Raw genomic sequence first — 24,620 nt, 5'->3', positions numbered from 1 at the left:
CCGCCATCGTTTCATGCTTATCATCGCACGCCGTACGGCCGCACGTTCTACGCCGCGTCAATGCAGCCCGTCGGTCCCGATCCCCGCAGCTTCGAGCCGCCTGAGCTTCGCGTACAGCGTCGTACGTGAAATGCCGAGTTGCCGCGCGGCCGCCGACACATTGCCGTCGTGTTCGTCGAGCGCGCGGCGGATTGCTCCGAGCGACTGTTCGTGCAAGCTTGCCTGCGGGCTGGCGGCTGGCGCCGCGGTGCACACATCGGCGGCGTCTTCGAGCACATCGGCGTGGCGCGCCATCGTCGCCCGATCGAGCGGCGCGCGCAGCGTGCGCACCCATACGTGGCTACCATCGTCGCGCGCGATTCGCTGCGGCGTGCGCGCCGGTGTCAGCAAACGACGCTGTTGCGCGGGCGTCGCGCCGGGAAACAGTTGCCGGAGGTCGTACGGCGCGACCGGCCCTGCGGGCGCGAGATCGAGCATCTGCCGGGCAAGCCGGCTCACCGCGCGCACGCGGCCCGCTCCGTCGAGCGCGATGACGCCGGCGAGCGGCGTGCCGAGCCAGCGCGGATCGTACTGGACCTGCAGCAGATGGCAGTCGCGCAACATCGCATACAGCCGCTGCTCGGCGGACAACGCCGCGTGCCGGAACTGCTCGCGCAGCTGCCCGACGTTGCGCCGGCCGATGCCGGTGATGTCGAGCGCGCCGATCACTTCGCCGTCGAGGCCGACCAGCGGCACCGCGAGGCAGAATACCCGCGAAAACTCGTCGAGATAGTGCTGGGCGCCCGCGACGACGGCCTCGGCGCCGTCGTGAATCACGCAGCTCGGCGCGGTCGTGCCGATGTTCGGTTCGACGATCCGGCGGCCGGCGACGATCGGCGTCAGCAGCGCGTCGTCGCATTGCGGGCTGCGCCGCGCATGCACGATCGTGCCGCGCGGATTGACGCAGAAGATCGTCCACTCGCGGCCGCCGAACGCGGCCCACAGCGGCTCGATCTCCTGCGCGACGCAACGGTAGAGCCGCCGGTCCGCGCGCGATTCGTCGGGCTCGCGCTGCATCTCATAGCGGGCGTTTTGCCATGGCCGCAGCCCGGCGTCGCGCGAACGCAGCCACGAGCGCGCGACGCTGGCCGGCAACGCCGTTTCGGGCAGCGGCTCGCCCGCCGCGAACCGGGCTCGGAGCCGGTCGAGGTCGACCAGCCGTGCAGGAGATTCAGGGGCTGTATTCACACATGCGCTCCATGTGGGTCGAATGGCCGGGCCGGGCATTCCGGCCGGCGAGTCGCGCGAATGCGTAATATAGCCCGGTGCCCGAAGCGGGGTATCTTCATGCCGTGCAAGGGCGCACGCAGCGTGCCGCCGATTGGCGTCGGGTGCCGCCGCCGGCACCCCACGCTCAATGCGGCAACCGCAGGATCGGTTTGAGCGTGATGCCGCTGCTGCTGTCCTCGGCGGCCTCGTTGATCTGCTCGAGCGGATAGAACTTCACCAGCCGGTCGAAGGGAAACCGGCCTTGCAGATGCAGCTGCACGAGTTGCGGAATGAACGTCTGCGGCACGCTGTCGCCTTCGACGATCCCCCGGATCGTGTGGCCGCCGAGCAGCAGGCTGTTCACGTCGAATTCGGCCTTCGTGCCGAGCTTCGGCGCGCCGACCACGCCCATCGTGCCACGCGAGCCGAGCGCTTCGATCCCTTGCGACAGCACGGCCGGCAGCCCGGTCGATTCGAGCGCGTAGTCGACGCCGCCGCCGGTGATCTCGCGGATCGCGTCGGCGACGTCGACTTCCTTGCTGTTGATCGCGTGCGTCGCGCCGAGCTCCAGCGCCAGCGCGAGCCGCGACGGCACGATGTCGACGGCGATGATGGTCGTCGCGCCGGCGATGCGCGCGGCCATCACGGCGCTCATGCCGACCGCGCCCGCGCCGAAGCTCGCGAAGCTGCTGCCCGTGCGTACCGCGAGCGAATTGATCACCGCGCCCGCGCCGGTCTGGATGCCGCAGCCGAGCGGGCCAAGCAGTTCGAGCGGCGCTTCCTTCGGCACTTTGATCGCGTTGTTCTCGCGCGCGAGCGCGTAGCTCGCGAACGACGACTGTGCGAAGAAATGATCGTGCAGCGGTTGGCCGGCTGCGTCGCGGATCGCCGTCTGTCCGTCGGCATCGGCACCGCCGAAGTTCAGCGCGAAGAACTGCCGGCAATACGCGCCGTGACCGCCGACGCACGACGCGCAGTGGCCGCACGCGCCGTAGGTGAGCACGACGTGATCGCCTGCGGCGAGTGTTGTCACGTTCGGGCCGACGGCCTCGACCACGCCGGCGCCTTCATGACCGAGCACGGCCGGCAGCGGCACCGGATAGTACTGGTCGCGCACGATCAAGTCGGTGTGGCACAGGCCCGTCGCGACGACGCGCACCAGCACCTCGTCGCCGCGCGGCGCGCGGATCCGGGCCGGTTCGATCGAGAAGGGCGCGCCGGCGGCGCGGGCGACGGCCGCGGTGACGGCGCGTGTATCGTTTTCGGTATACATGGTCGGTTTCCTCGTCAAATCGGATACAGCGGCGCTTCGCCCTTGATCGTCAGCCACTGCCACTGCGTGAATTCTTCCCAGTTTGCCGCACCGCCGATGCTCGAGCCGTTGCCCGATGCGCCGACGCCGCCGAACGGGTTGATCGCTTCGTCGTTGACCGTTTGGTCGTTGATGTGCAGTAGCCCGGTATTCAGCCGCTCGCCGATCCGGAGCGCACGGCCGACGTCGGCGGACAGGATCGCCATCGACAGCCCGTATTCGGTCCGGTTCGCGAGGGCGATCGCGTCTTCGTCGGTGTCGAACGGCACGACGATCGCGACCGGCCCGAAGATTTCCTCGTCGAACGCCGGATTGCCCGGCGCGACGCCGCTCAGCACGGTCGGCTCGAAGAACAGGTCGCGATGGCCGCCGCCCGTCTCGACGCGTGCGCCGGCGCGACGAGCCGCGTCGACCACGCGCGCCGCATGGTCGCGTTGCGCGGCGTTGATCAGCGGGCCGAGGCCGACGTCGCCGGTGGCCGGATCGCCGACACGCAGGCTTTGCGCCTTCTCGACGAGCTTCGCGACGAAGCGGTCGTGAATCGCGCGCTGCACGAGCACGCGGCCGGTTGCCATGCAGATCTGGCCTTGATGCAGATACGCGCCCCATGCGGTGTTCGCGACCGCGCGGTCGAGATCGGCATCGTCGAGCACGATCAGCGAATTCTTGCCGCCGAGTTCCAGCGACACCTTCTTCAGATGGCGGCCGGCTGCTTCGCCGACCTTGCGCCCGGCCGCGGTGGAGCCGGTGAACTGGATCATCGCGACATGCGGATCGGCGACCAGCGCGGCACCGGCCGCGCCGTCGCCGGGCAGCACGTGCAGCACGCCTGCCGGCAAGCCGGCGAGCTCGAACACGCGCGCGATCGCGATGCCGCCGCACACGGCGGTACGTGGATCGGGCTTCAGCACGACGGCGTTACCGAGCGCGAGCGCCGGCGCGACCGCGCGAATCGCGAGGTACAGCGGGAAGTTGAACGGCGAGATCACGCCGACCACGCCGCGCGGGCGTCGACGCGCGAGCGACAGCCGGCCGGCCGCCGACGGCAGCACCTCGCCGGCCGCGCGCGACGGCAACCCGGCCGCTTCATGCAGTGCCTTGATCGTGACCGACGTTTCGAACGACGCCTTCGCGCGCGTCGAGCCGCTTTCGCGCACGAGCCAGTCGACGATTGCGTCGAAGTGCGTTTCGGCGACGGCCGCCGCGCGACGCAGGACCGCCGCACGCTCGTCGTACGGCAGGCCGAACCATGCGGGCTGCGCGCGATGCGCGGCTGCTGCTGCTTCTGCGATGGCGGCGCCGTCGCCGAGGCCGATGCGGCCGAGCGAGGTGCCGGTCGCCGGTTCGATCACGTCGGCGGCGTGCGCGCTCGCGTGCCAGCGTCCGTTGAAAGTCTTGCCGCGCCAGACGTCGGCGTCGAACAGTGCGGTGGTGGTGCTGGTGCTGCTATCCATTTACGCTCCTGGGGACATTCGGATCCGCCGGATCGGGTGTTGCTGGGCGCTTGGGTGTCGACCGGCATGCGCGCGAGGGTAGGCAGGGGCGGCGAAACGGGGCTATACGGGTTTGTTCCCACCCGGCGGGGCTGCGCGGAGCGTGGTGCGGTTGTGGTTATGTGTGCGGAAACTGAACAGTCGTTGCGTGGGTTGTTGCGGCACGCCGGCTGATGACGCTGGCGGGATTGCTGGTGCAGCGGTACTTGCGTCGTGCCTGACATGGCTCAACGCGTGAACCAGGCTCGGACCTAGGCTCATGCTTCTTGGGGTTGGAAGTTACCGACCCGGAGCGGACCTTGACGTCTTGGCAAAGCGGATTGAACCGTTGAATTAGCGGGACCGCGACTTGGGTGTAAATCTGCGTGGTCGAGATACATCATGGGGGCGTCAAAAGCCTCGTGGCTGTCTGGGTTTCCAGCCCGTCATCGATGGCGACTCAGCTGCACCAGCAGCCTCGTCAGCATTACCCAGAACGGAGAAAAAATGCCGATGGGTTGTTGCGTAGAAAACCGTCACCTCGCCGTTGTATAAGGACGAAACCTCTAAGGGGCCACCTTTCGATGCTGCGAGCGCCGGCACCCGAACATTGAAGTAGTTCTCACCAGCGTCGGCGACAATAGATAGATGGCCCCTTCAGGTCGGAAAGACTGAGAGAAGGTCTTCCGCCATTTGGCGAGAGAAGGGCTCCAGCAATTCGATCATGATGACTCCCCCTCGCAGCCTGCGTATAGAGTAGCGCGATCACTGGCAATCCTACGTCACAAGTTGATCGGCCTCTGCTGGGGGCCGTTACCGATCCCGAGCAGTCACTGGCATTAGCGATACTTCGATGACAGGTGCGACGTTCATAACGGCCACTCAATGGTAAGCGTCAAAGCTTCGGGGGAGGAAGTGATTGCGAGACGCTTTCGATAGCTGAGGCGCAGCGTCTGGCCAGTCGGCCGGCAATAAATGAGTGTTGCGATAAACACCAGGTGTCGGTGCGACGGCGCACTGAATTTGTCATGTCTGTATTATGGAAAACACCGATGTAGAATCGCCTTTCAAAGTTGATAGAAACTTCTAAACTTTGAAAGAAAATAGAGGCTCTCCTATGCGGCGAAGGAGTGCGGTGTACGAAAACTGGTCGATTGCAGAGCCTTTCATAGGGAATAAAAATGGTTCCTGTAAGGAATATTGTTACCGACTTTCGGCCCTTCGTCTTTGCTGAGGCCGCACGGATTCTCCTAAACCAAAGAGTAATTTTGATCATGATCGCAATAAAAACAATCGTTGCAGCGTCTATCTTTTTGTTATTTTTGGGCGGTGTAAGCGCGGCGGAGCAATCTCCGACGCGAAGCGAAGCCCAAAAACCAAATGCTAGCACAGCGACAAAAGCCGGCGTGGCGCCTCTTTGTCAATCGCCCGGTGATGACTGTGACAACTCTCACCCGTGCTGCCACGGTAAGTGTGAACCAGTTCCAGGGTATCTAAACGGCGCGGGCAATTGTCCTCCGCTGACTAATTCGGGAATTCCGTTCAAGAAGCCCTAAGAGAAGTAGGTAGGTCCATGTCGGAAGATAGTGATCGCCTATCCAACGCCATGAAAGAGAGCAAAGATTTTTGAATGCCCGAGAATATCAGTTTGACGAGAGAACTCGGCCAACGAGGCTTCCAGGCGATATTCGGACGGCTTCGACGACATTACCGAAATGGTCGACTCTTCCGCATATGATCCGGGACTTTTTAAACGACAGGAACGCTCCGCCCAATCGAAGTGCTGCGTGGATTGTCTGTTTAGGCCGATACTAGTCGTTCATCTACTGTTCGCGGTCCGAGTTAGACGGTGCCCCACGGAGCCTAACATGGCATTAACCAATTCAGCAATAAATCTGCACGATCCCTACCTGATAGAATGGGCAAACGACAACCAAAGGAAGGTCGGAGATTCAACGACGTTAACTGCACAGGAGGAATTGAATCAGCGCCATATGACGCCTGAGGCTACATCATCCCTTCCAGGAAAACTTGGTACTTATTCAATTTTCACTGCGATTCGCCGTCAGTATAGGATAGAAAGAAACGGTCAGCCGTTCACAGACATATACATCAATCTTCCGATGCAGACGAAAGTCTCGGTTACTCTCGAGACGGTTTTGGGAATCGATCGAGGCGAAGTATTCCCCGTCGTGGCAGACAAAATCAAAGAGACTTTTGCCGCGTATTCCTTCGACCAACACGGAAGTGTTCTTCAGTATCTCGGGGTGGAGCTCGCGAAATTCAACAGCACCCACACCCCTCCTCTCAACGGAAGCGAGTTTGACCTTTTCACCTCAGTAACGTTTGAGTGGATTTCTAAGCAGCTTTTCGACGAGAGCGATCGCTGGCTACACCGCGTCTTTGAACAAGATGCGAGCGGAGCGGTGCCTGACCTTTTCAAGGAGGGCCAAAGCTTCCGTGATAAAGGGTATAGATTGAAGCATATCGGCGACACGTACCTAAACGAACCTCCGCCTCCAAAAACTTCAACTAATATTATTCCAGTACAGCCCGGGGTGATTGGAGATAAGCAGCATGAGGAGGCTGCTATCGATCAGTCGACCAATGAGCCTCCCGACGGCGACTGCCAGTATGCCGACGATTCATTGAAAATCCGTATCACTTCGTTTAGTCCGTGGAGGCAAACGATGTGGAAATGGGGCTGGATGCGCTATGGGGATACCCATGGATGCAGTTTCAGTATGTACACGTTGAATTTATATACGCGCAAATTCGAATATGTCGTCTACGCTACCGTCAAATGGGCTCGCCCGCTGGAGGCATTGAAGAAAATCTTTGAAGACAGTGCTCGCGATGCGGCCGAGATGGCCGCAGCAATAAGCATTGTTTTGGATAATTTCGAACAAGCAGTAACTATTTTCAAGGCGGAATTTTGGCGTCTTATTCAGGAGCGAGCGCGGCAGACGTATGAGTGTTTGACCCCTGATCTGAAGTACGAAGAGGAGGCAACAAGTGACTGGGAGCCGGCAGGCTGGCCCGACCCTTGATGTGCCATTCGTGCCAAGCGATTCCACTGTCGGAGTGTGTCAAGGCTGAGAGAAACTACGCGAGACATAGGCGCTTTTAGAATTGGACCTAGTCGACGCGAGGCGTGCAGCGTCGACTAGCAGATTCGAACGTCCGCTGCCAGGTGCGGAGCGGTCGAACGAATGGCGAAAAAGAACAGGTGAGCGGCGCGTCATGGCCGAACTCGGCCGGCCGCCGCCCGGCGCACGCACCATCAGAGTCACTCGGACACCATTCTGCGACTGGCTGCCTTCCCATCAACATCAGACGGTGGCGTGTATCCCTTGGTCCGGCGCTAGGCCTAAGCCGACGAGGGAATTGCTGCAACGACAATCAGCCGCCGACTTCCACCGCCCGTTCCGACCACGGAGCAGTTAATGCGCAATCGTCGTTGGCCGAGCATCACTTGTTAGCCCTCGGAGCCATCTGACACTCCGGCATTCACAGGTGACAAGACGACTCGCCCCTTTTGGGTTCGGCGCATAGGAACTTGTTCTACAATCACCCACGTCAGCCTCAGCTTCAAACGGAGCGGCGCAAATGAACCGGAGCACTCAGAAGAGCTCAACCACCATGGCAACAGCAAAAAAAAAGACAGAAAACGAAATGACGCCAGTCAAAACTGCAGTCAAGACGGCAGCTAGGGCTCGGGCCGAAACCGCTCCGACCAAGGCCGAAGTCGGAGGCAGTGCAAAAAAGTCTACCTCCAGAAAATCGACGACTTATGCGTCACTTCTATTGACGCAAAATAGGCATAAATTTTATTTTACGACAATCCCCGTAAAAGACCTGTTCGAATATTGTTTTGTATCTCGCCGAAAAGAAGACAGCATCCGCGGCTTTCAAAGAGAGTTAAATAAGTCACGCGCTGAAGATATCGCAAAGTATCTCAAGGATGGTGACGGCTCGATCCCTACAAACGTCGTTTTGTCGTCGCAGCCCGAATCCGGGTTTTCGTACAACCGTAAGAGCAAGTCCGTTTCTTTTAATCGCTCGTAGCGGAGCTTCTTGGTCCTAGATGGTCAACACCGATTATGGGGTTATCAGCTCTGCTTAGAGCGTTTCGGGATTGAGCACCGCGTCCCTGTAGCCATTTATGAAGGCCTCTCGCGGACGGAGGAAGCACGACTTTTCATCGACATCAACACACGTCAAGTGGGTGTGCCAGCAGCACTTTTGCTCGACATCAAGCAAGTAGCTCAGCTTGAATCGCAAAAAGAAGGGATTATGCGCGAGATTTTCGATCAATTGGCCACTGACGTTCGGTCGCCAATGGTTGGGCGATTGAGTTCGGCAAAATCGGTAACTGGAAAAATATCGCGCGTTACTTTTAATCGGGCACTTGACCCTCTGTTTGACGGGCCCCTATTGCGCGACACTTCGTCAACAAAACGATATGGACTTGTCTTGAACTACCTAATTGCTCTCAGTGAAGAATTAGGTGATAACGACCACTTGTTGACTCGCTCAGCCTTTTTTGAGGCAATATTTGAGGTTTTTGAGTCCGTTGTTCGGCAAAGCATATCGCAGTTTGGTGATGCTAAACCTGAGTCGCTGCGAAAGGTCGTGCGGCCACTGGCGAAATATGATTACAGTGGGCAAGCGCTTGCCACGCGCGGGACGCTGAAACAGGTGATGAAAGCATCGCTTGCTAGCGTGGTTAAGCTCACGGACGACATGCTGTGAAATTTCCATCTGGTAGACTCTGGCAGGCTTTTCTGGCGTTCGCGCTAGATATGTTGCCGGCCGACACAAGGAGTATGGACAAAGGCTGGAACCTCACGTCTTGGCGGGAGTCCGGCGAGGCGATCGTTCTTGCGCCTCCCCGGCCGTATGCCCTTTTGCTTCAAGCATCGCCGTACTCGTTTGCTTCCGCCCTGCTCAACGAGGTGCAATCTCTCCTCGACCACGCGGCAGAACACCGGGCTTTGGTACAAGTCAACGTCGCGGCCAATAACGATTGCAGTCCGTCGTGGTTGTTTGTAACAACCTACTATTGGTCGCTGTTCGGCGCCTTGGCGTTTATTCGTCTGCTTGGCAGAGCTGCGTGGTACCTCGACAAGCAGGCGCTGAAAGCCCTAGTCGCTGGCACGGGACTCAAAGCGCCGACGAGCGGAACATATGTGCTCCATGTCGGCGCGATTCAAGGCTCAGCGCGTCGTGACTTCTATCTGAAACAGAGCGATGAGCGCTTCCATGAAGCAACGTGGAAACTGGTAACCGAGCTAATTAGGCCCCATTTGGATGCGGTAACGGCGTCCACAACATCGGCAAACGCAGCGCAAATGTCTGAGATTGCAATTTTCAGATGTCTGGCGGACGACCCCTTTCGCGCGCCAAACTGGCCGAGTTCTCTGCGTAATTCCGTTAATTACAAGCCGGGGTTCACGTATCAATCCGTGCATGGCGTCGATCTGATCGAAATCTACACATTTTTTCGGAAGTTAAATGTGGAGGATTGGGGTTCACTTTCGGATAAATATTCGAGTCTAGCCAGAGATGTAATGCCTGGAAGTGAACCACAAACTTACCTCGCGACCGCCGCTAAAATGCTGTCGCTGAAAGCTCTTATTTTCGAAGAACTCACGACATCATTGCTCAATGAGGTTATTGCTGAGCGCCGCCTTGACAGGAGGTGGGCAAGCACGAGAGACCGATACCTCCGGTCACGGACGTCAAGTGATGCGAACAGTGTTTGGCCGTTCCTTGCTGCCTAGTTTCTGTTGATAGCATTCCTGGATTTGCTTGGCATGCCGTGGCCGATAGTGGGGGGACAATCGGGACGCGGCATAACAGCGGCCCTTGCACGGGGGCTGCTCCACTGGAGTGGAGCGGACATCCAAGCGTCGAAGTAGTCGTGAAGGCGAACGACAACTCTTGGCCGCTAGCTGCCCTCATCTTCTGATAGACGATGAGCACCCGCGACGAGCATCGTTACCCACATACCGCCCCCCATCCCGTCGTTCGCAGAAACCCACACCGAAGCCCCCGCCCACCCCCACCGTTTTGCCCTCAGGAAAACCCTGATCGAGTCAGGCATACCACCCGTTTCAGCCGGTTTTCCCACTGCCGAAAGCAGCCGTATTGCGCCTCCGCCCACGCGACACCTAGCCCACGCCCAACCGCGCTCCAGCAAGCCTCCCAGCCCGCATACCCAGCAAAAAAGGTATGGCGCAGCGCAAGATTTCGCGTGTCAAACCCAATTTCAATACCCGCTAGGTATCAAAAACCCCGCCCAAAAGTATTGGACGCTCCATTTCGCCGCCGCGTATAAATCCGTTCCATGAACTCCCCACACGCAGCGCACCCCATGTCCCCGATCACCATCGAACGCATTGAAACCCGCCTCGTCGACCTGCCGACGATCCGTCCGCACAAGCTGTCGGTCGCCACCATGCACGGCCAGACGCTGATGCTGGTGGAGGTGCTCTGCAGCGACGGCGTGACGGGCCTCGGCGAAGGCACGACGATCGCCGGGATGGCCTACGGCCCGGAAAGCCCCGAAGCGATGAAGCTCGCGATCGACGCGTACCTCGCGCCGGCGATCATCGGCCGGGATGCGACGTGCATCCAGACGCTGATGGCGTTCCTCGGCAAGCTCGCGAAGGTCAATCACTTCGCGAAGAGCGCGCTCGAAACCGCGCTGCTCGACGCGCACGGCAAGCGTCTAGGCGTACCGGTCAGCGAGCTGCTCGGCGGTCGCCGGCGTGATCGCCTGCCAGTCGCCTGGACGCTCGCATCGGGCCACACGGCGACCGATATCGCCGAGGCCGAGCGGATGCTCGACCTGCGCCGCCACAACGTGTTCAAGCTGAAGATCGGCGCGAAGGCGCTCGCCGACGACATCCGGCACGTGGCCGAGATCAAGCGGGCGCTCGGCGAGCGCGCGTCGGTGCGCGTCGACGTGAACATGGCCTGGAGCGAAACGCAGGCGGCGCGCGCGATTCCGGCGCTGGCCGATGCCGGTTGCGAACTGGTCGAGCAGCCGGTGGCGTCGGCCGCGGCGCTCGCGCGGCTGATGCGCCGTTTCCCGGTCGCGCTGATGGCCGATGAAATCCTGCAGGGCCCGGACAGCGCGTTCGAGATCGCGAAGCATCACGGCGCGGACGTGTTCGCGATCAAGATCGAGCAGAGCGGCGGCCTCTTTGCCGCGCAGCGCGTCGCGGCGATCGCGGATGCGGCGGGCATCGAGCTGTATGGCGGCACGATGCTCGAAGGCGCATTCAGCACGGTCGCGTCCGCTCATTTGTTCGCGAGCTTCGCGAACCTGCAGTGGGGCACCGAACTGTTCGGACCGCTACTGATCACGGAAGATATTCTCACGACCCCGCTCGACTACAGCGATTTCGAATTGACCGTGCCGACTGGCCCGGGCCTCGGCATCGAACTCGACGAAGCGAAGGTCGCGCGCTTCACCCGCGACGGGCTGACGAAAGTCGCGCGGTAACCGAGTCAGGCAAAGACCGTCATTCCCAAATACACATGGAGACACCATCATGAGCGTCAAAGTTTTCGAAACGAAGGAAGTGCAGGATCTGCTGAAGGCCGCGTCGAACGCGGATGCACAACGCACGAAAGGAACGAAAGGCAACGCGCGCACGCAGCAGATCGTCCACCGGCTGCTCGGTGACCTGTTCAAGGCGATCGACGACCTCGACATCACGCCCGACGAAGTGTGGGCCGGCGTGAACTACCTGAACAAGCTCGGCCAGGACGGCGAAGCGGCGCTGCTCGCGGCCGGCCTCGGCCTCGAGAAGTATCTCGACATCCGGATGGACGCCGAGGACGAGGCGATCGGCCTGGACGGCGGCACGCCGCGCACGATCGAAGGCCCGCTGTACGTCGCCGGCGCGCCGGTGCGCGAGGGCGTCGCGAAGATCGACGTCGACGCGGACGAAGGCGCGGGCCCGCTCGTGATTCACGGCACGGTGAAGGATCTCGACGGCAAGCCGGTGGCCGGCGCGCTGGTCGAGTGCTGGCACGCGAACTCGCACGGCTTCTATTCGCACTTCGACCCGACCGGCAAGCAGAGCGATTTCAACCTGCGCGGCGCGGTGAAGACGGGCGCGGACGGGAAGTACGAATTCCGCACGCTGATGCCGGTCGGCTACGGCTGCCCGCCCCAGGGCGCGACGCAGCAGCTGCTGGATCGCCTCGGCCGTCACGGCAACCGACCGGCGCACGTGCACTTCTTCGTGACCAGCGACGGCCACCGCAAGCTGACGACGCAGTTCAACATCGAAGGCGATCCGCTGATCTGGGACGACTTCGCGTATGCGACGCGCGAGGAGCTGATTCCGCCCGTCACGACCACGGCCGGCGGCGCCGCGCTCGGGCTGAAGGCCGACTCCTATCAAGACATCGAGTTCGACTTCGTCCTGACGCCGCGCGTCGAGGGCAAGGACAACCAGATCGTCGAACGCCTGCGCGCTTCCGCCACGGCATAACCCGCCCGACGGCACGGCGGCGCGCGTGCGACGCCGCTGCCGGCCGGTCCCCGAGATTCAATCGACACCGATGCGAGCGTGCTTGCAGGACCCGGCACGCGCACAGGAGGAACCAACATGTCCGCCACGATCGACCCCACCACCGAACTGGACCACCTGCTCGCCACCGCCGTGCAGGACGACAAGGAGGCCGGCATTTTCCGCTGCCGCCGCGACATCTTCACGAACGAGGCGCTGTACGAGCTCGAGATGAAGCACATCTTCGAGCGCAACTGGGTGTACCTCGCGCACGAGAGCCAGATCCCGAACCACAACGATTACTACACGACGTGGATCGGCCGCCAGCCGGTCGTCATCACGCGCGACAAGGCCGGCGAGCTGCACGCGGTGATCAATGCCTGCGCGCACAAGGGCGCGATGCTGTGCCGCCGCAAGCACGGCAACAAGGGCAGCTTCACGTGCCCGTTCCACGGCTGGACCTTCTCGAACACCGGCAAGCTGCTGAAGGTGAAGGACGAGAAGACGACCGAGTATCCGGTGCAGTTCAACACGCACGGCTCGCACGACCTGAAGAAAGTCGCGCGCTTCCAGAGCTATCGCGGCTTCCTGTTCGGCAGCCTCAGCGACGACGTGCTGCCGCTCGAGGACTACCTCGGCGAGGCGCGCGTGATCATCGACCAGATCGTCGACCAGGCGCCGAACGGGCTCGAAGTGCTGCGCGGCAACTCCTCCTACATCTACGAAGGCAACTGGAAGATGCAGATGGAGAACGGCTGCGACGGCTATCACGTGAGCACCGTGCACTGGAACTACGCGGCGACGATGGGCCGCCGCAAGGAAGACGGCACCAAGGCCGTCGATGCGAACAGCTGGAGCAAGTCGGTCGCGGGCGTGTACGGCTTCGACAACGGGCACATCCTGCTGTGGACCAAGACGATGAACCCGGAAGTGCGGCCCGTGTACCGGCACCGCGACGAAATCGAGGCGCGCGTGGGCGCGGCGCAGGCCGACTTCATCGTGAACCAGACGCGCAACCTGTGCGTGTACCCGAACGTGTTCCTGATGGACCAGTTCAGCACACAGATCCGCGTGGTGCGTCCGCTTGGCGTCGACAAGACCGAAGTCAGCATCTTCTGCTTCGCGCCGAAGGGCGAGAGCGAAGCCGACCGCACGACGCGGATTCGCCAGTACGAGGATTTCTTCAACGTGACCGGGATGGGCACGGCCGACGATCTCGAGGAATTCCGCGCTTGCCAGGCCGGCTACGCGGGCATCACGGCGATGTGGAACGACCTGTCGCGCGGCGCGCCGCTGTGGATCCACGGGCCGGACGAGAACGCGAAGAAGATGGGGCTGAACCCGCGCATTTCGGGCGAGCGCAGCGAGGACGAAGGGCTGTTCGTGTGCCAGCACGAACACTGGGTGCACGTGATGCGCGATGCACTGAAGAAGGAACGCGCGGAGGTGGCGGCATGAACATCGATTACCGGACCATCTGCGCGGCGCTGTATCGCGAAGCGCGCCTGCTCGACGATCGCGAGTGGGACGAGTGGCTGACCTGCTACACGGAGGACGTCACGTACTGGATGCCCGCGTGGGACGACGACGACCGGCCGACCGACGATCCGCAAAGCGAGATCTCGCTGATGTACTACGCGGATCGCGGCGGCCTCGAGGATCGCGTGTTCCGGATCAAGACCGAGCGCAGCGGCGCGTCGACGCCCGAGCCGCGCACCAGCCACAACGTGACGAACGTCGAGGTGCTGGCCGAGCGCGACGGCGAGGTTGACGTGCGCTACAACTTCGACACGCTCAACCATCGCTACCGCGTGACCGATCACTACTTCGGCACGATGTTCGTCACGCTGCGCAAGGTGAACGACGCGCTGCTGATCTCGCACAAGAAGATCGTGCTGAAGAACGACTATATCCGGCAGGTGCTCGACGTGTATCACGTCTGACGCCGATTGTTTCGACAGTAACCGAGGGAGACGAGGTCATGTCCACCTACAAGATTGCACTGAACTTCGAGGACGGGGTCACCCGCTTCATCGACTGCAAGGCCGGCGAGAAGGTGCTCGACGCCGCGTTTCGCGCGAAGATCAACCTGCCGATGGACTGCTCCGACGGCGTGTGCGGCACCTGCAAGTGCCGCGCGGAAAGCGGCAGCTACGACCTCGGCGACGATTACATCGACGACGCGCTCACCGAGGACGAGAAGGACGGCGGCCTCGTGCTGACGTGCCAGATGGTGCCGCAAGGCGATTGCGTGATTGCGGTGCCGACCTCGTCGGTCGCATGCAAGACCGGCCACGGCGCGTTTGCCGCGACCGTGACGCGGGTCGAGCCGCACAACGACGCGGCGATCGTGCTCGAGCTCGACGTCGACGCGGCCGCGCCGGCGTTCCTGCCGGGCCAGTACGTGAACATCGGCGTGCCGGGCAGCGGCCAGCATCGGTCGTACTCGTTCTCGTCCGCGCCGGGCGACACGAAGATCGGATTCCTGATCAAGAAGATTCCCGGCGGCGTGATGAGCACGTGGCTCGAATCGGCGGCGCCCGGCGACATGCTCGAGCTGAACGGGCCGCTCGGCAGCTTCTACCTGCGCGACGTCGCGCGGCCGCTGCTGTTCCTCGCGGGCGGCACGGGCCTCGCGCCGTTCCTGTCGATGCTGGAGGTGCTCGCGCGCGGCGGCTCGCAGCAGAAGGTGCACCTGATCTACGGCGTGACGCGCGATCTCGACCTGGTGCTGGTCGACGCGATCGAAGCGTATGCGGCGAAGCTGCCGAACTTCAGCTTCGCGACCGTCGTCGCCGATGCGGCGTCGAGCCATGCGCGCAAGGGCTGGGTCACGCAGCACATTCCGGCCGATGCGCTGAACGACGGCGACGTGGACGTCTACCTGTGCGGGCCGCCGCCGATGGTCGATGCGGTGCGCCAGTACTTCGACGACCAGGGCGTGAAGCCCCACAGCTTCCACTACGAGAAGTTCACGCCGAACGTGACGGCAAAGGCGGCATGACCATGCAACGATTCTCCGGAAAGGTCGTGGTCGTCACCGGCGCGGCGCAGGGCATCGGCCGCGGGGTCGCGCTGCGCGCGGCGGAAGAGGGCGGAAGGGTGCTGTTCGTCGATCGAGCGGATTTCGTCGCCGACGTGGCGGCCGAAGCGCCGGGCGGCAACACGGCCGGCTTCGTCGCCGATCTCGAAACGTATGAAGGCGCGCAGGCGGCGATCGCGTGTGCGGTGCAGACGTTCGGCGGCATCGACGTGCTGATCAACGGCGTCGGCGGCGCGATCCGGATGCGGCCGTTCGCCGAATTCGAACCGGCGCAGATCGACGCGGAGATCCGCCGTTCGCTGATGCCGACGCTCTATACCTGCCATGCCGTGCTGCCGCATCTGATCGCGCGCGGCGGCGGCACGATCGTCAACATCTCGTCGAACGCGACGCGCGGGATTCGCCGCGTGCCGTACTCGGCCGCGAAGGGCGGCGTCAATGCGCTGACGGCGGCGCTCGCGATGGAATACGCGGAGCACGGCATCCGCGTGGTCGCGACCGCGCCCGGCGGCACCGCCGCGCCGCCGCGCCGCGTGCCGCGCAATGCGGCCGGCGACAGCGAGCAGGAACAGGCGTGGATGGCCGAAGCGGTGCGGCAGGTGACCGACTCGACGTTCTTCAAGCGCTACGGCAGCCTCGACGAACAGATCGCGCCGATCCTGTTCCTCGCGTCCGAGGAGGCGAGCTACATCACCGGCACGGTGCTGCCGGTCGCGGGCGGCGATACGGGTTGAGCGACGGCCGCTTGGCGAACCGTGCCTCATGCGTGCACGTGCCGCAGCCGCGCGGGCACGCCATTCGATACTCACATAACCGGCCGGCGCCGCGAGCCCGGCCACGGAGATACTCATGCGCAAACGCGAAGCGATCATTCCGGCCGGAATGGAAGCCGTGTACGAAAAAATCGGCTATGCACCGGCGATCAAGGTCGGCGATACCGTCTACGTGTCCGGCCAGATCGGCCGTGATGCCGCGATGCAACTGGTGGAAGGGCGCGAAGCGCAGATCGTGCAGGCGTTCGAGAACCTGAAGCGCGTGCTGGAGGCCGGCGGCGCTTCGCTCGACGACGTGGTCGACCTGACGACGTTCCACACCGACATGCGTGACCTGCCGCTGTTCATGCAGGTGCGCGACCGCTATTTCCATGCCCATCCGCGGCCGGCGTGGACCGCCGTCGGTGCGCACATGCTGGGTGGCTCACCGGGTTACATCGTCGAAATCAAGGCCGTCGCGGTGCTGCAACCCTGATCGCCCCGCAGCGCGACGGGCGATGCGGGCCAAACGCGCCACGCGGGCCTACCGCCGATGCCGCCGGTTTTGATGACGCACGCGTGGTTCGAAGTCGTTTCACCGACCCGCCGCATTACCCAAGCCGAAATTTTTTCCGCAGACTCGAATCGACCGGGCCGGCCGGCATGAAACGCCGCAACGTGCGCAAAAGCGACGCCTCGCCGGTCGGCGTGCGCCGCATGCGCCAGGTGCCGAGCGCTGCTTCGACGATGGTGGCCGCCACGCCGTCGGGTTCCGGCGCGGCTTTCACGCTGTTGACGACGGCACGCGACGCCAGCGCGCGCTCGCGGTCGTAGTCGGCGATCCTCGCGCTCGCGTGCGGCGCATTGACGTCCAGGTTGGTCCGCGTAAACGACGGTTCGACCAGCGTCGCGCGGACGCCGAACTGGCGCACCTCGTGATCGAGCGTTTCGGTCAGCCCCTCGACCGCATGCTTCGACGCCGAATAGAGCCCCATGTACGGCGCCGGCAAAAAGCCGAGCACCGAACTGACGTTGACGATGCGTCCGCCGCGTTGTTTCCGCATATGAGGCAGCACCGCCTGCACCGTGCGCACGATGCTGAAGACGTTGGTGTCGAACAAGGCCGCCGCTTCGTCCACCGAGGTCTCTTCCACCGCGCCGATCAGGCTCGTGCCGGCATTGTTGACGAGCACGTCGATCCGCGCGGCGCGCTCGACAATCTGAAGGATTGCGGATCGAATGGACGCGTCGTCGCGAACGTCCATCTCGATCAGCTCGACGCCGGCGACGGGCGCCGTGCGCGCGACACTGCGCACGGTGCCGAACACGCGGCACCCGCGCCTGGCGAACTTCTCGGCGGCGGCGCGCCCGATGCCCGACGACACGCCGGTCACGACGACAACGGTGGGGTTCGACATGGCTGTTTCCTTCGATACGTGAGCGGGGTTGGGTATCAATCGCGCGCGTCGAGCGCGGGTGCAAGCGTAGGTTCGGGAGACGACGCCTCGTCCTCGCCACGGCGCGAACCGGCGGCATGGCCGGGCCGGATTCGATACCAGATCGCATACATCGCCGGCAGGAACACCAGCGTGAGGACCGTGCCGGCGAACGTGCCGCCGATCAGCGTGTATGCAAGCGTTCCCCAGAACACCGAATGGGTGAGCGGAATGAACGCGAGCACGGCGGCCATCGCGGTCAGGATGACCGGGCGGGCCCGCTGCACGGTGGCTTCGACGACCGCATGGAACGGGTCCAGCCCCGCGTGTTCGTTCTGATGGATCTGCCCGATCAGGATCAGCGTGTTGCGCATCAGGATCCCCGACAGCGCAATGAGCCCGACCAGCGCGTTGATGCCGAACGGCTGCCGGAACAGGATCAGCGTGGGCACCACGCCGATCAACCCGAGCGGGCTCGTCAGGAACACCATCACCATCGCGGAGATCGAGCGCACCTGAAAGATGATGATGACGAGCGTGATGGCGAGCATGATCGGGAACAGCGGCAGCATCGCCGTCGTCGCCTTGCCCGATTCCTCGATCGAGCCGGCCTGCTCGATCCGATAACCGCTCGGCAGCTTGTCGACGATCGGTTGCAGCGCCTTCGTGATCGCCGCCGATACGTCAGGCGGCTGCAAGCCATCGGCGATGTCGCCGCGTACCGTGACGGTCGGCACGCGATCGCGCCAGCGCATGATCGGCTCCTCCATTCGCACGTCGACCTTGCCGACCTGCGACAGCGGAATGCGCTGGCCGTTCGCGCCGGCGAGCGTGAAGTCGTCGAGCCGCGCCGGGTCGAGCCGCGTATCGCCGCCCGAACGCGCGATCACCTGCACGGTTCGAATATCCTCGCGCACCGCCGTGACGGGCACACCGGTGAGCAGGAACTGCAGTTGCTGCGCGACCGCGCCCGACGTCAAGCCGACTGCCTGCAGGCGATCCTGTTGCAACGTGAAGTGCAGCGTCGGCGCGCGCGTGCCCCAGTCGGCATTGACCGTGCGCATCATCGGGCTGCCAGTCATCACGCGCTGCACGTCGGTCGCGATGCCGCGCAGCGTGTCCGGATCGGGGCCGGTGATCCGGTAGGCCACCGGGAACGGCGAATACGGACCGAACACGAGTTGCGTGACGCGCACGCGCGCTTCGGGCGCGAGGCCGTCGGCGATGGCTTTTCGCAGTCGCGCCTTCAATGCATCACGTGCCTCCTGACTGTCGGTGCGCACCACGATCTTCGCGAACGACGGATCGGGCAGCTCCGGCCCCATCGCCAGATAGAAGCGCGGCGCCCCCTGGCCGACGTACGCGGTGACGATCCGCGCCTCCTTCTGTCCGGCGAGCCATGCCTCGACCTTCGACGTGGTGGCGCTGGTTTGCGAAATCGACGTGCCGTACGGCATCTGCACCTCGATCAGCACCTCGGGGCGATCGGAGATGGGGAAAAACTGCTTCTTGACGATCGCCATGCCGAGAATCGCGAGCACGAACAGGCCGACGACCGAACCGGCGACCAGCCATTTGCGGGCGATCACGCGCGTCAGCAGTTGGCGGAAGCGGTTGTAGCGGGGCGTGTCGTAGATCGCATCGTGACCGCCTTCGAACTTCTTGAAGTCCGGCAGCATCTTCACGCCGAGGTAGGGCGTGAAGGCCACCGCGATGACCCACGATGCGATCAGCGCGATCCCGACGATCCAGAACATGTTGCTGGTGTATTCGCCCGCGGTGGAGCGCGCGAAGCCGTTCGGCATGAAGCCGACCGCGGTCACCAGCGTGCCGGCCAGCATCGGCGCGGCCGTATGGCTCCACGCGTAGGCCGACGCGGCCACGCGGTCGTAGCCTTCCTCCATCTTCACGACCATCATCTCGATCGCGATGATCGCGTCGTCGACCAGCAGGCCGAGCGCGAGGATCAGCGAGCCGAGCGTGATGCGGTCGAAGTTCTTGCCGGTCGCGGCCATCACGACGAACACCACGGCGAGCGTCAGCGGCACGGCCGCGGCGACGACGAGGCCCACGCGCCAACCCATGCTGACGAAGCTCACCAGCATCACCACGAGCAGCGCGGCGAAGAACTTCACCATGAACTCGTCGACGGCGGAGCTGATGTTCACGGACTGGTCGGTCACCTTGGTCAGGCTCATGCCGAGCGGCAGGCCGGTATTGATCGCGCCGACTTCGTGGTCGAGCGCGCGGCCGAGGTCGAGCCCGTTCCAGCCGTCGCGCATCACGATGCCCAGCAGCAGCGCGGGTTCGCCGTTGTTGCGGATCAGGAACGTCGACGGGTCTTCGTAACCGCGCTCGACGGTGGCGATGTCCGACAGTTTCAGCGTGCGGCCCTGCGCGACGATGGGCGTGTCGCGAATCTTCTGCAGCTTGTCGAACGCGCCGTCCACGCGAATGAAGATTTCCGGGCCGCGCGTTTCCACGGAGCCGGCCGGCGTCAGCGCGTTCTGGCCGTTGAGCGCGGCGAACACGTCCTGCGGGCTCACGCCGAGCGTCGCGAGCCGGTCGTGCGACAGCTGGATATAGATGCGCTCCGCCTGCTCGCCGATGATGTCGACCTTCTTCACGCCCGGCACGTGCAGCAGCCGCTGGCGCAGCGTCTCCGCGTCGCGCACCAGCAGGCGCTGCGGCTCGCCCTTGGCCTTCAGCGCGAAGAGGGCGAACGTGACGTCCGCATATTCGTCGTTGACCATCGGGCCGATCACGCCCGACGGGAGATCGTTCGCCACGTCGCCGATTTTCTTGCGCGCCTGATAGAACTGCTCCTGCACCTCGGACGGCGGCGTGCTGTCGAGCAACGTCAGCGTCGTGAACGCGAGGCCGGGGCGCGTGTAGGTTTCGGTGCGGTCGTACCAGCGCAGCTCCTGCATGCGCTTTTCGATCTTTTCGGCGACCTGATCGTGCATTTCCTGCGCGGTCGCGCCGGGCCACGCGGTGACGATGGTCATCACCTTGACCGTGAAGGCCGGGTCTTCCGCGCGGCCCAGCTTGAAGAACGACACGAGCCCGGCGAGCGAGATCAGGCAGATCAGGAACAGCGTGACCGCGCGCTCGCGCACCGCGAGCGCCGACAGGTTGAAGCGGTGCTCGCTCACGGCCGTGCTCCTTCGCTTGCGAGCGCGACGGCCTGCGCCGACACGCGGACCGCCTCGCCTTCGCGCAGCAAGTGGGCGCCGAGTGCGACGACGCGCTCGCCTTGCTTCAGCGCGCCGGACACGCGGGCGCTGTCGTCGTCCAGATGCTCGAGCTTGACCGGCCGCCACGCCACCCTGGCCGGATTGCCGGCGACGACCCACACGCCAGGCCCCTTGCCGGTGTCCAGCAGCGCGCCGATCGGCACCTGCAGGGCCGCTTGCGGCGCGCCGTCCGCGATCCGGATCGTCACGGTCGCACCCAGCGGTGCGCCGGCCAATGCCCCCTGCAGCACATAGCGCGCTTCGAACGTGCGGGTTCTGGCATCCGCGGTATCGGAGAGCTGGCGCAGCGTCGCGGGAACGCTCGCGTCCTGCTTGCCGAACAACTCGGCCTGCGCGCTCGATCCGATCGCCGGGCGCAGGGTTTCAGGCAGCTGGATCACGGCCTCGCGGCTGCCGGCGTGCGCGAGGCGCACCACCGGCAGGCCCGCGCTGACCACCTGACCGGGCTCGGCGAGCGTTTCCATCACGACGCCGTCGCCGTCCGCGACGAGTTCCGCATAGCCCGTCGCATTGCGCGACACGTTCGCGTCGGCCTCGGCGGCGCTCAGTTGCGCCTTCGCGGCGTCGGCCGCCGCCTTGATCTGGTCATAGGCCGATGCCGATATCGCTCCGGTGCCGCGCAGGTCGCGGTAGCGGGCTTCGTCCTCGGCGGTCTGCCGCGCGCGGGCCCGCGCGGCGGTCACGGCCTCGTCGCGTGCGCGTGCCGCGAGCTTCAGGTCGACGGGGTCGAGCCGCATGAGCGGCTGGCCGCGCCGTACGGTCTGACCGGCATCGACGAGCCGTTCCTGCACCTTGCCGGACACGCGGAACCCGAGGTCGCTCTGCACGCGGGCGGCGACGGTGCCGGTAAACGCGCGCGACGCGGGAACGGCCGCCTGCACGACGGCGGTACGCACGAGCGGCGCTTCCGTGCGCGGATCGGAAGGCGCTTTTCCGCTGCACGCGGCTAGCGCGAGCGGCAGTGCGGAAGCGACTGCGAGGAGAGCGAGGCGACGCCTGACCATGAAAGACCCAGTGACGAAGTGTTCGGGGCTTTCATTGTGGATCGAGTGACTAAATTAGTCAATGGTCACAATCGGTGACGTATCACGGGGCGAGGCTACGCAGAACGAGGTTCGACAACTGCGCGGGCGCGGCGTCGGTCGTGTCGAGGTTGTATTGCAGCAGCAGCGGATTCAGGTACGGGCGCATCACCAGGTAGATCGCCATCGCGGTTTCGTCCAGCGGTGTCTTGCGCTCGAACTCGCCGTTTTGGCGGCCTGCCTGCAGTACGTCCTGCAGCAGCTTCTGCACGCGCGCTTCGTAGGCCTGCACCGACTGCCAGTTGCCGGTGGCGGCCGATGCGGCGATGTCGTAGAGCTTGCGGTCGCGGAAGAACAGCCGCAGGCTCGCTTCGGTAAAGACCTTGAACATCCGCCGCAGTTTTTCGGTCGGCAATTCGGCGTCGGCAACGGCCGCGCGCACCTCGGTTTCGATCTCGTGCAGGCAGTTCGCGCAAATCATTTCGCCGATCGCCTGTTTCGACTCGAAGAACTTGTAGATATAGGCCTTCGAGAAGCCGATCGCCTTCGCGAGATCGGACACGGTCGTCTTTTCATAGCCGTACCGGCTGAAGTGCTCGGTGGCGGCAACGACGATCTGGTCCCGAACGTCGTGGTCGGCCGGCCCCCGAGCGGGGACCGGGGAAGAAGCGGGTTTTTTCATGGGCTGCAGCCGACAGGATGGACAACGAGTGACTATTTGGTATTATAGTCACTATCGAATTCTTGCGAAAACCGTCATGCTACCCAAACCCGTCGTTGCCGCGGTTCTTGTTGCCGTCCTGTTGGCGGGTTGCGCCGTCGGCCCCGATTACGTGCGCCCGGACGTCGCGATGCCGCAGCGGTTCCTGGGCCAGGCCGCCGTGGACCAGCGGCACGCGGCCGCCGATGCCGACCTCGCGACGTGGTGGACGGGGTTCGGCGATCCGCAACTGACGCGCTACGTCACGCTGGCTCTGGCGCAGAACCTCGATCTCGCGCAGGCCGCGGCACGCGTCGCGCAGGCGCGCGCGGGGCTGAGTGCGGCGAATGCCGCGCTGCTGCCTTCGGGCGACGTGAGTGGTCAGGCGGCGCGCGTCTACCAGTCGGTCGAAACGCCGTTGGGCCGCGTGCTGAATTCGGCGCCCGGTTTCGAGCGTCACGGCAGCGACTATGAGGCCGACTTCAACGCGAGCTGGGAACTGGACGTGTTCGGCGGGTTGCGCCGCGGCCGCGAAGCGGCGCTCGCCGACTACCAGGCGTCGGAAGCCGGCGCGGTGGCGACGCGCCTTGCCGTCGCCGCGCAAACCGCGGACATCTACATCACGATTCGCGGATTGCAGGGCCGGCTGAAGGTCGCGCGGCACCAGGTGCAGACCGAGCAGGACCTGCTGTCGACCATCAGTCTGCTGTATGGCAAGGGTCTCGCGGCGGAGCTTCAGGTCAGGCAGGCCGAAGGCGCGCTCGCGCAGGTTCGCGCCACGGTGCCGGTGCTCGAAGCGGCGCTCGACACGGCGATGAATGCGCTCGACGTGATGCTCGGTTCGCAGCCCGGCACGCATCGGGCGGAATTGCTCGACGGCGGCGACGTGCCGGTTGCGCCGCGGATCGCTGCAACGGGAACGCCCGGTGAACTGCTCAGGCGGCGGCCCGACCTGATCGTGGCCGAGCGGCGCGTGGCGGCGGCGAACGCGCGCATCGGCGTGGCCATCGCCGAGTATTACCCGAAGTTCTCGCTGAGCGGGCTGATCGGCAGCGCGACGACGATGGGCGCGGGCAACCTGTTTACCGGCGGCGCCAACCAGGCCGCGGGCGTGCTCGGCCTGCGCTGGCGGCTGTTCGACTTCGGCCGGATCAATGCGCAGATCGCGCAGGCCAAAGGGCAGGATGCCGAAATGCTGGCCGCGTATCGGCTCGCGGCGCTGCACGCGACCGAGGACGTCGAAAACGCGTTCTCGGCGCTCGTCAAGCGCGACGAGCAGGCGGCCGTGCTCGCCGGCGGCGTGGATTCGCTGGGCCGGGCGAGAGCCGCGTCGTTCGCGGCGTACCAGAAAGGCGTCGTCAGCCTGATCGAGGTGCTGCAGGCCGATGAAAGCCTGCTGCGTGCTTCCGACCAACGCGTGCAGGCGCAAACCGAATCCGCACGCGCGGCGGTCGCCGCATTCAAGGCCCTCGGCGGCGGATGGCAGGCGCCGGGATCGGAAGCGGTGGCGATGCGGTAGTGACTCTGTCGGAATGCGGCCAATGCCTGTTATCGCCAAAAAGGGCCGGCTGCGCGACCCGCGTCGTGGATATCGTCGCGCACGCGGGCTGCACGCTGGCTGCACGCGATGAACGCGATGAACGCGATGAACGCGATGAACGCGCACGCGATGCGCGATGCGCCGCTCCGGCAACGCCTGAATGCACGATGCGACGAACGGCGCGATCCGACAGTGCGCGTCATCGAGCAGTGGTGCGAACGTGCGACCACGGCGGGGTGATGGACCAATGACGTGAATCGCACGTTGACGTGAATCGCGGTCGGCGAATCGGATCGGGCTGGTC

At 64.0% G+C, this 24,620-nt stretch carries 19 protein-coding genes; 12 read left to right on the top strand and 7 right to left on the bottom strand.

Annotated elements, in window-relative coordinates; all coding sequences use genetic code 11:
• Positions 1-57: 57 nt before the first annotated feature.
• The 3 genes from SB786_RS03260 to SB786_RS03250 all read right to left on the bottom strand — a co-directional run bounded on the left by SB786_RS03260 (position 58) and on the right by SB786_RS03250 (position 4,014).
• Entirely contained in the window at positions 58-1,227 is a 1,170-nt protein-coding gene (locus SB786_RS03260; RefSeq protein ID WP_410726156.1) for a helix-turn-helix domain-containing protein, read from the bottom strand.
• 166 nt (positions 1,228-1,393) lie between these two features.
• Positions 1,394-2,521: an NAD(P)-dependent alcohol dehydrogenase gene (locus SB786_RS03255; protein WP_410726155.1), complete on the bottom strand. Its 1,128-nt coding sequence runs from the start codon at positions 2,519-2,521 to the stop codon at positions 1,394-1,396.
• A 14-nt stretch (positions 2,522-2,535) separates the two neighbouring features.
• Positions 2,536-4,014 (bottom strand): benzaldehyde dehydrogenase, encoded by a 1,479-nt coding sequence (locus SB786_RS03250; RefSeq protein ID WP_410726154.1) that lies wholly within the window; start codon positions 4,012-4,014, stop codon positions 2,536-2,538.
• A gap of 1,886 nt (positions 4,015-5,900) precedes the next feature.
• On the opposite strand from SB786_RS03250, the gene SB786_RS03245 reads away from it, so the two are divergent.
• The 11 genes from SB786_RS03245 (at position 5,901) to SB786_RS03195 (ending at position 16,857) form a co-directional block, all read left to right on the top strand.
• Positions 5,901-7,082, top strand: coding sequence for a hypothetical protein (locus SB786_RS03245; RefSeq protein ID WP_410726153.1), 1,182 nt, complete (start codon positions 5,901-5,903; stop codon positions 7,080-7,082).
• 559 nt (positions 7,083-7,641) lie between these two features.
• Positions 7,642-8,100 carry a hypothetical protein gene (locus tag SB786_RS03240; RefSeq protein ID WP_410726152.1) on the top strand — a complete coding sequence of 153 codons (459 nt, stop codon included), beginning with the start codon at positions 7,642-7,644 and terminating at the stop codon, positions 8,098-8,100.
• A 9-nt stretch (positions 8,101-8,109) separates the two neighbouring features.
• Complete coding sequence (locus SB786_RS03235; protein WP_410726151.1) at positions 8,110-8,787, top strand: DGQHR domain-containing protein; 678 nt, start codon at positions 8,110-8,112, stop codon at positions 8,785-8,787.
• Between the two features lie 74 nt (positions 8,788-8,861).
• Positions 8,862-9,818, top strand: coding sequence for a hypothetical protein (locus SB786_RS03230; protein WP_212083463.1), 957 nt, complete (start codon positions 8,862-8,864; stop codon positions 9,816-9,818).
• 593 nt (positions 9,819-10,411) lie between these two features.
• The gene (locus tag SB786_RS03225) at positions 10,412-11,548 is read left to right on the top strand and encodes a muconate/chloromuconate family cycloisomerase (protein WP_410726150.1); all 1,137 of its coding nucleotides are present in this window, start codon (positions 10,412-10,414) and stop codon (positions 11,546-11,548) included.
• A gap of 49 nt (positions 11,549-11,597) precedes the next feature.
• On the top strand, positions 11,598-12,548 hold the full coding sequence (catA, locus tag SB786_RS03220) for a catechol 1,2-dioxygenase (protein ID WP_410726149.1): 951 nt from the start codon (positions 11,598-11,600) through the stop codon (positions 12,546-12,548).
• Between the two features lie 117 nt (positions 12,549-12,665).
• Positions 12,666-14,024 (top strand): Rieske 2Fe-2S domain-containing protein, encoded by a 1,359-nt coding sequence (locus tag SB786_RS03215; protein ID WP_410726148.1) that lies wholly within the window; start codon positions 12,666-12,668, stop codon positions 14,022-14,024.
• Entirely contained in the window at positions 14,021-14,509 is a 489-nt protein-coding gene (benB, locus tag SB786_RS03210) for a benzoate 1,2-dioxygenase small subunit (RefSeq protein WP_006753839.1), read from the top strand. The genes SB786_RS03215 and benB overlap by 4 nt, the downstream gene beginning before the upstream one ends.
• Positions 14,510-14,547: 38 nt before the next feature.
• The gene (gene benC / locus SB786_RS03205; protein WP_410726147.1) at positions 14,548-15,570 is read left to right on the top strand and encodes a benzoate 1,2-dioxygenase electron transfer component BenC; all 1,023 of its coding nucleotides are present in this window, start codon (positions 14,548-14,550) and stop codon (positions 15,568-15,570) included.
• Positions 15,567-16,343 carry a benzoate diol dehydrogenase BenD gene (benD, locus tag SB786_RS03200; protein ID WP_410726146.1) on the top strand — a complete coding sequence of 259 codons (777 nt, stop codon included), beginning with the start codon at positions 15,567-15,569 and terminating at the stop codon, positions 16,341-16,343. Before benC ends, benD begins: the two co-directional genes overlap by 4 nt.
• 115 nt (positions 16,344-16,458) lie before the next feature.
• A complete protein-coding gene (locus SB786_RS03195; protein WP_410726145.1) occupies positions 16,459-16,857 on the top strand; it encodes a RidA family protein in 399 nt (132 codons plus the stop codon).
• 115 nt (positions 16,858-16,972) lie between these two features.
• On the opposite strand, the gene SB786_RS03190 is transcribed toward SB786_RS03195, so the two are convergent.
• From SB786_RS03190 to SB786_RS03175, 4 genes are all read right to left on the bottom strand, one after another.
• Positions 16,973-17,779: an oxidoreductase gene (locus SB786_RS03190; RefSeq protein ID WP_410726144.1), complete on the bottom strand. Its 807-nt coding sequence runs from the start codon at positions 17,777-17,779 to the stop codon at positions 16,973-16,975.
• Between the two features lie 35 nt (positions 17,780-17,814).
• Complete coding sequence (locus tag SB786_RS03185; protein ID WP_410726143.1) at positions 17,815-20,952, bottom strand: efflux RND transporter permease subunit; 3,138 nt, start codon at positions 20,950-20,952, stop codon at positions 17,815-17,817.
• Positions 20,949-22,058, bottom strand: coding sequence for an efflux RND transporter periplasmic adaptor subunit (locus SB786_RS03180; RefSeq protein ID WP_410726142.1), 1,110 nt, complete (start codon positions 22,056-22,058; stop codon positions 20,949-20,951). The genes SB786_RS03185 and SB786_RS03180 overlap by 4 nt, the downstream gene beginning before the upstream one ends.
• Before the next feature lie 82 nt (positions 22,059-22,140).
• Positions 22,141-22,758: a TetR/AcrR family transcriptional regulator gene (locus SB786_RS03175; protein WP_410726141.1), complete on the bottom strand. Its 618-nt coding sequence runs from the start codon at positions 22,756-22,758 to the stop codon at positions 22,141-22,143.
• 76 nt (positions 22,759-22,834) lie between these two features.
• Here SB786_RS03175 and SB786_RS03170 point away from each other — a divergent pair, with 76 nt between their 5' ends.
• Entirely contained in the window at positions 22,835-24,295 is a 1,461-nt protein-coding gene (locus tag SB786_RS03170; protein ID WP_410726140.1) for an efflux transporter outer membrane subunit, read from the top strand.
• Positions 24,296-24,620 lie beyond the last annotated feature (325 nt).

Source organism: Burkholderia sp. SIMBA_062 (genome assembly GCF_046534765.1).
Lineage (GTDB): Bacteria > Pseudomonadota > Gammaproteobacteria > Burkholderiales > Burkholderiaceae > Burkholderia > Burkholderia ambifaria.
The sequence above is the reverse complement of the archived record's forward strand: the minus strand, read 5'-3'. Positions and strand labels throughout refer to the sequence as shown.

Bases quoted from the DNA above. Each gene is read 5' to 3' on its own strand.
- SB786_RS03255 (WP_410726155.1), bottom strand. From the start codon at position 2,521: ATGTATACCGAAAACGATACACGCGCCGTCACCGCGGCCGTCGCCCGC.
- SB786_RS03250 (WP_410726154.1), bottom strand. From the start codon at position 4,014: ATGGATAGCAGCACCAGCACCACCACCGCACTGTTCGACGCCGACGTC.
- SB786_RS03245 (WP_410726153.1), top strand. From the start codon at position 5,901: ATGGCATTAACCAATTCAGCAATAAATCTGCACGATCCCTACCTGATA.
- SB786_RS03240 (WP_410726152.1), top strand. From the start codon at position 7,642: ATGAACCGGAGCACTCAGAAGAGCTCAACCACCATGGCAACAGCAAAA.
- SB786_RS03230 (WP_212083463.1), top strand. From the start codon at position 8,862: ATGGACAAAGGCTGGAACCTCACGTCTTGGCGGGAGTCCGGCGAGGCG.
- SB786_RS03225 (WP_410726150.1), top strand. From the start codon at position 10,412: ATGTCCCCGATCACCATCGAACGCATTGAAACCCGCCTCGTCGACCTG.
- catA (WP_410726149.1), top strand. From the start codon at position 11,598: ATGAGCGTCAAAGTTTTCGAAACGAAGGAAGTGCAGGATCTGCTGAAG.
- SB786_RS03215 (WP_410726148.1), top strand. From the start codon at position 12,666: ATGTCCGCCACGATCGACCCCACCACCGAACTGGACCACCTGCTCGCC.
- benB (WP_006753839.1), top strand. From the start codon at position 14,021: ATGAACATCGATTACCGGACCATCTGCGCGGCGCTGTATCGCGAAGCG.
- benC (WP_410726147.1), top strand. From the start codon at position 14,548: ATGTCCACCTACAAGATTGCACTGAACTTCGAGGACGGGGTCACCCGC.
- benD (WP_410726146.1), top strand. From the start codon at position 15,567: ATGACCATGCAACGATTCTCCGGAAAGGTCGTGGTCGTCACCGGCGCG.
- SB786_RS03195 (WP_410726145.1), top strand. From the start codon at position 16,459: ATGCGCAAACGCGAAGCGATCATTCCGGCCGGAATGGAAGCCGTGTAC.
- SB786_RS03190 (WP_410726144.1), bottom strand. From the start codon at position 17,779: ATGTCGAACCCCACCGTTGTCGTCGTGACCGGCGTGTCGTCGGGCATC.
- SB786_RS03180 (WP_410726142.1), bottom strand. From the start codon at position 22,058: ATGGTCAGGCGTCGCCTCGCTCTCCTCGCAGTCGCTTCCGCACTGCCG.
- SB786_RS03175 (WP_410726141.1), bottom strand. From the start codon at position 22,758: ATGAAAAAACCCGCTTCTTCCCCGGTCCCCGCTCGGGGGCCGGCCGAC.
- SB786_RS03170 (WP_410726140.1), top strand. From the start codon at position 22,835: ATGCTACCCAAACCCGTCGTTGCCGCGGTTCTTGTTGCCGTCCTGTTG.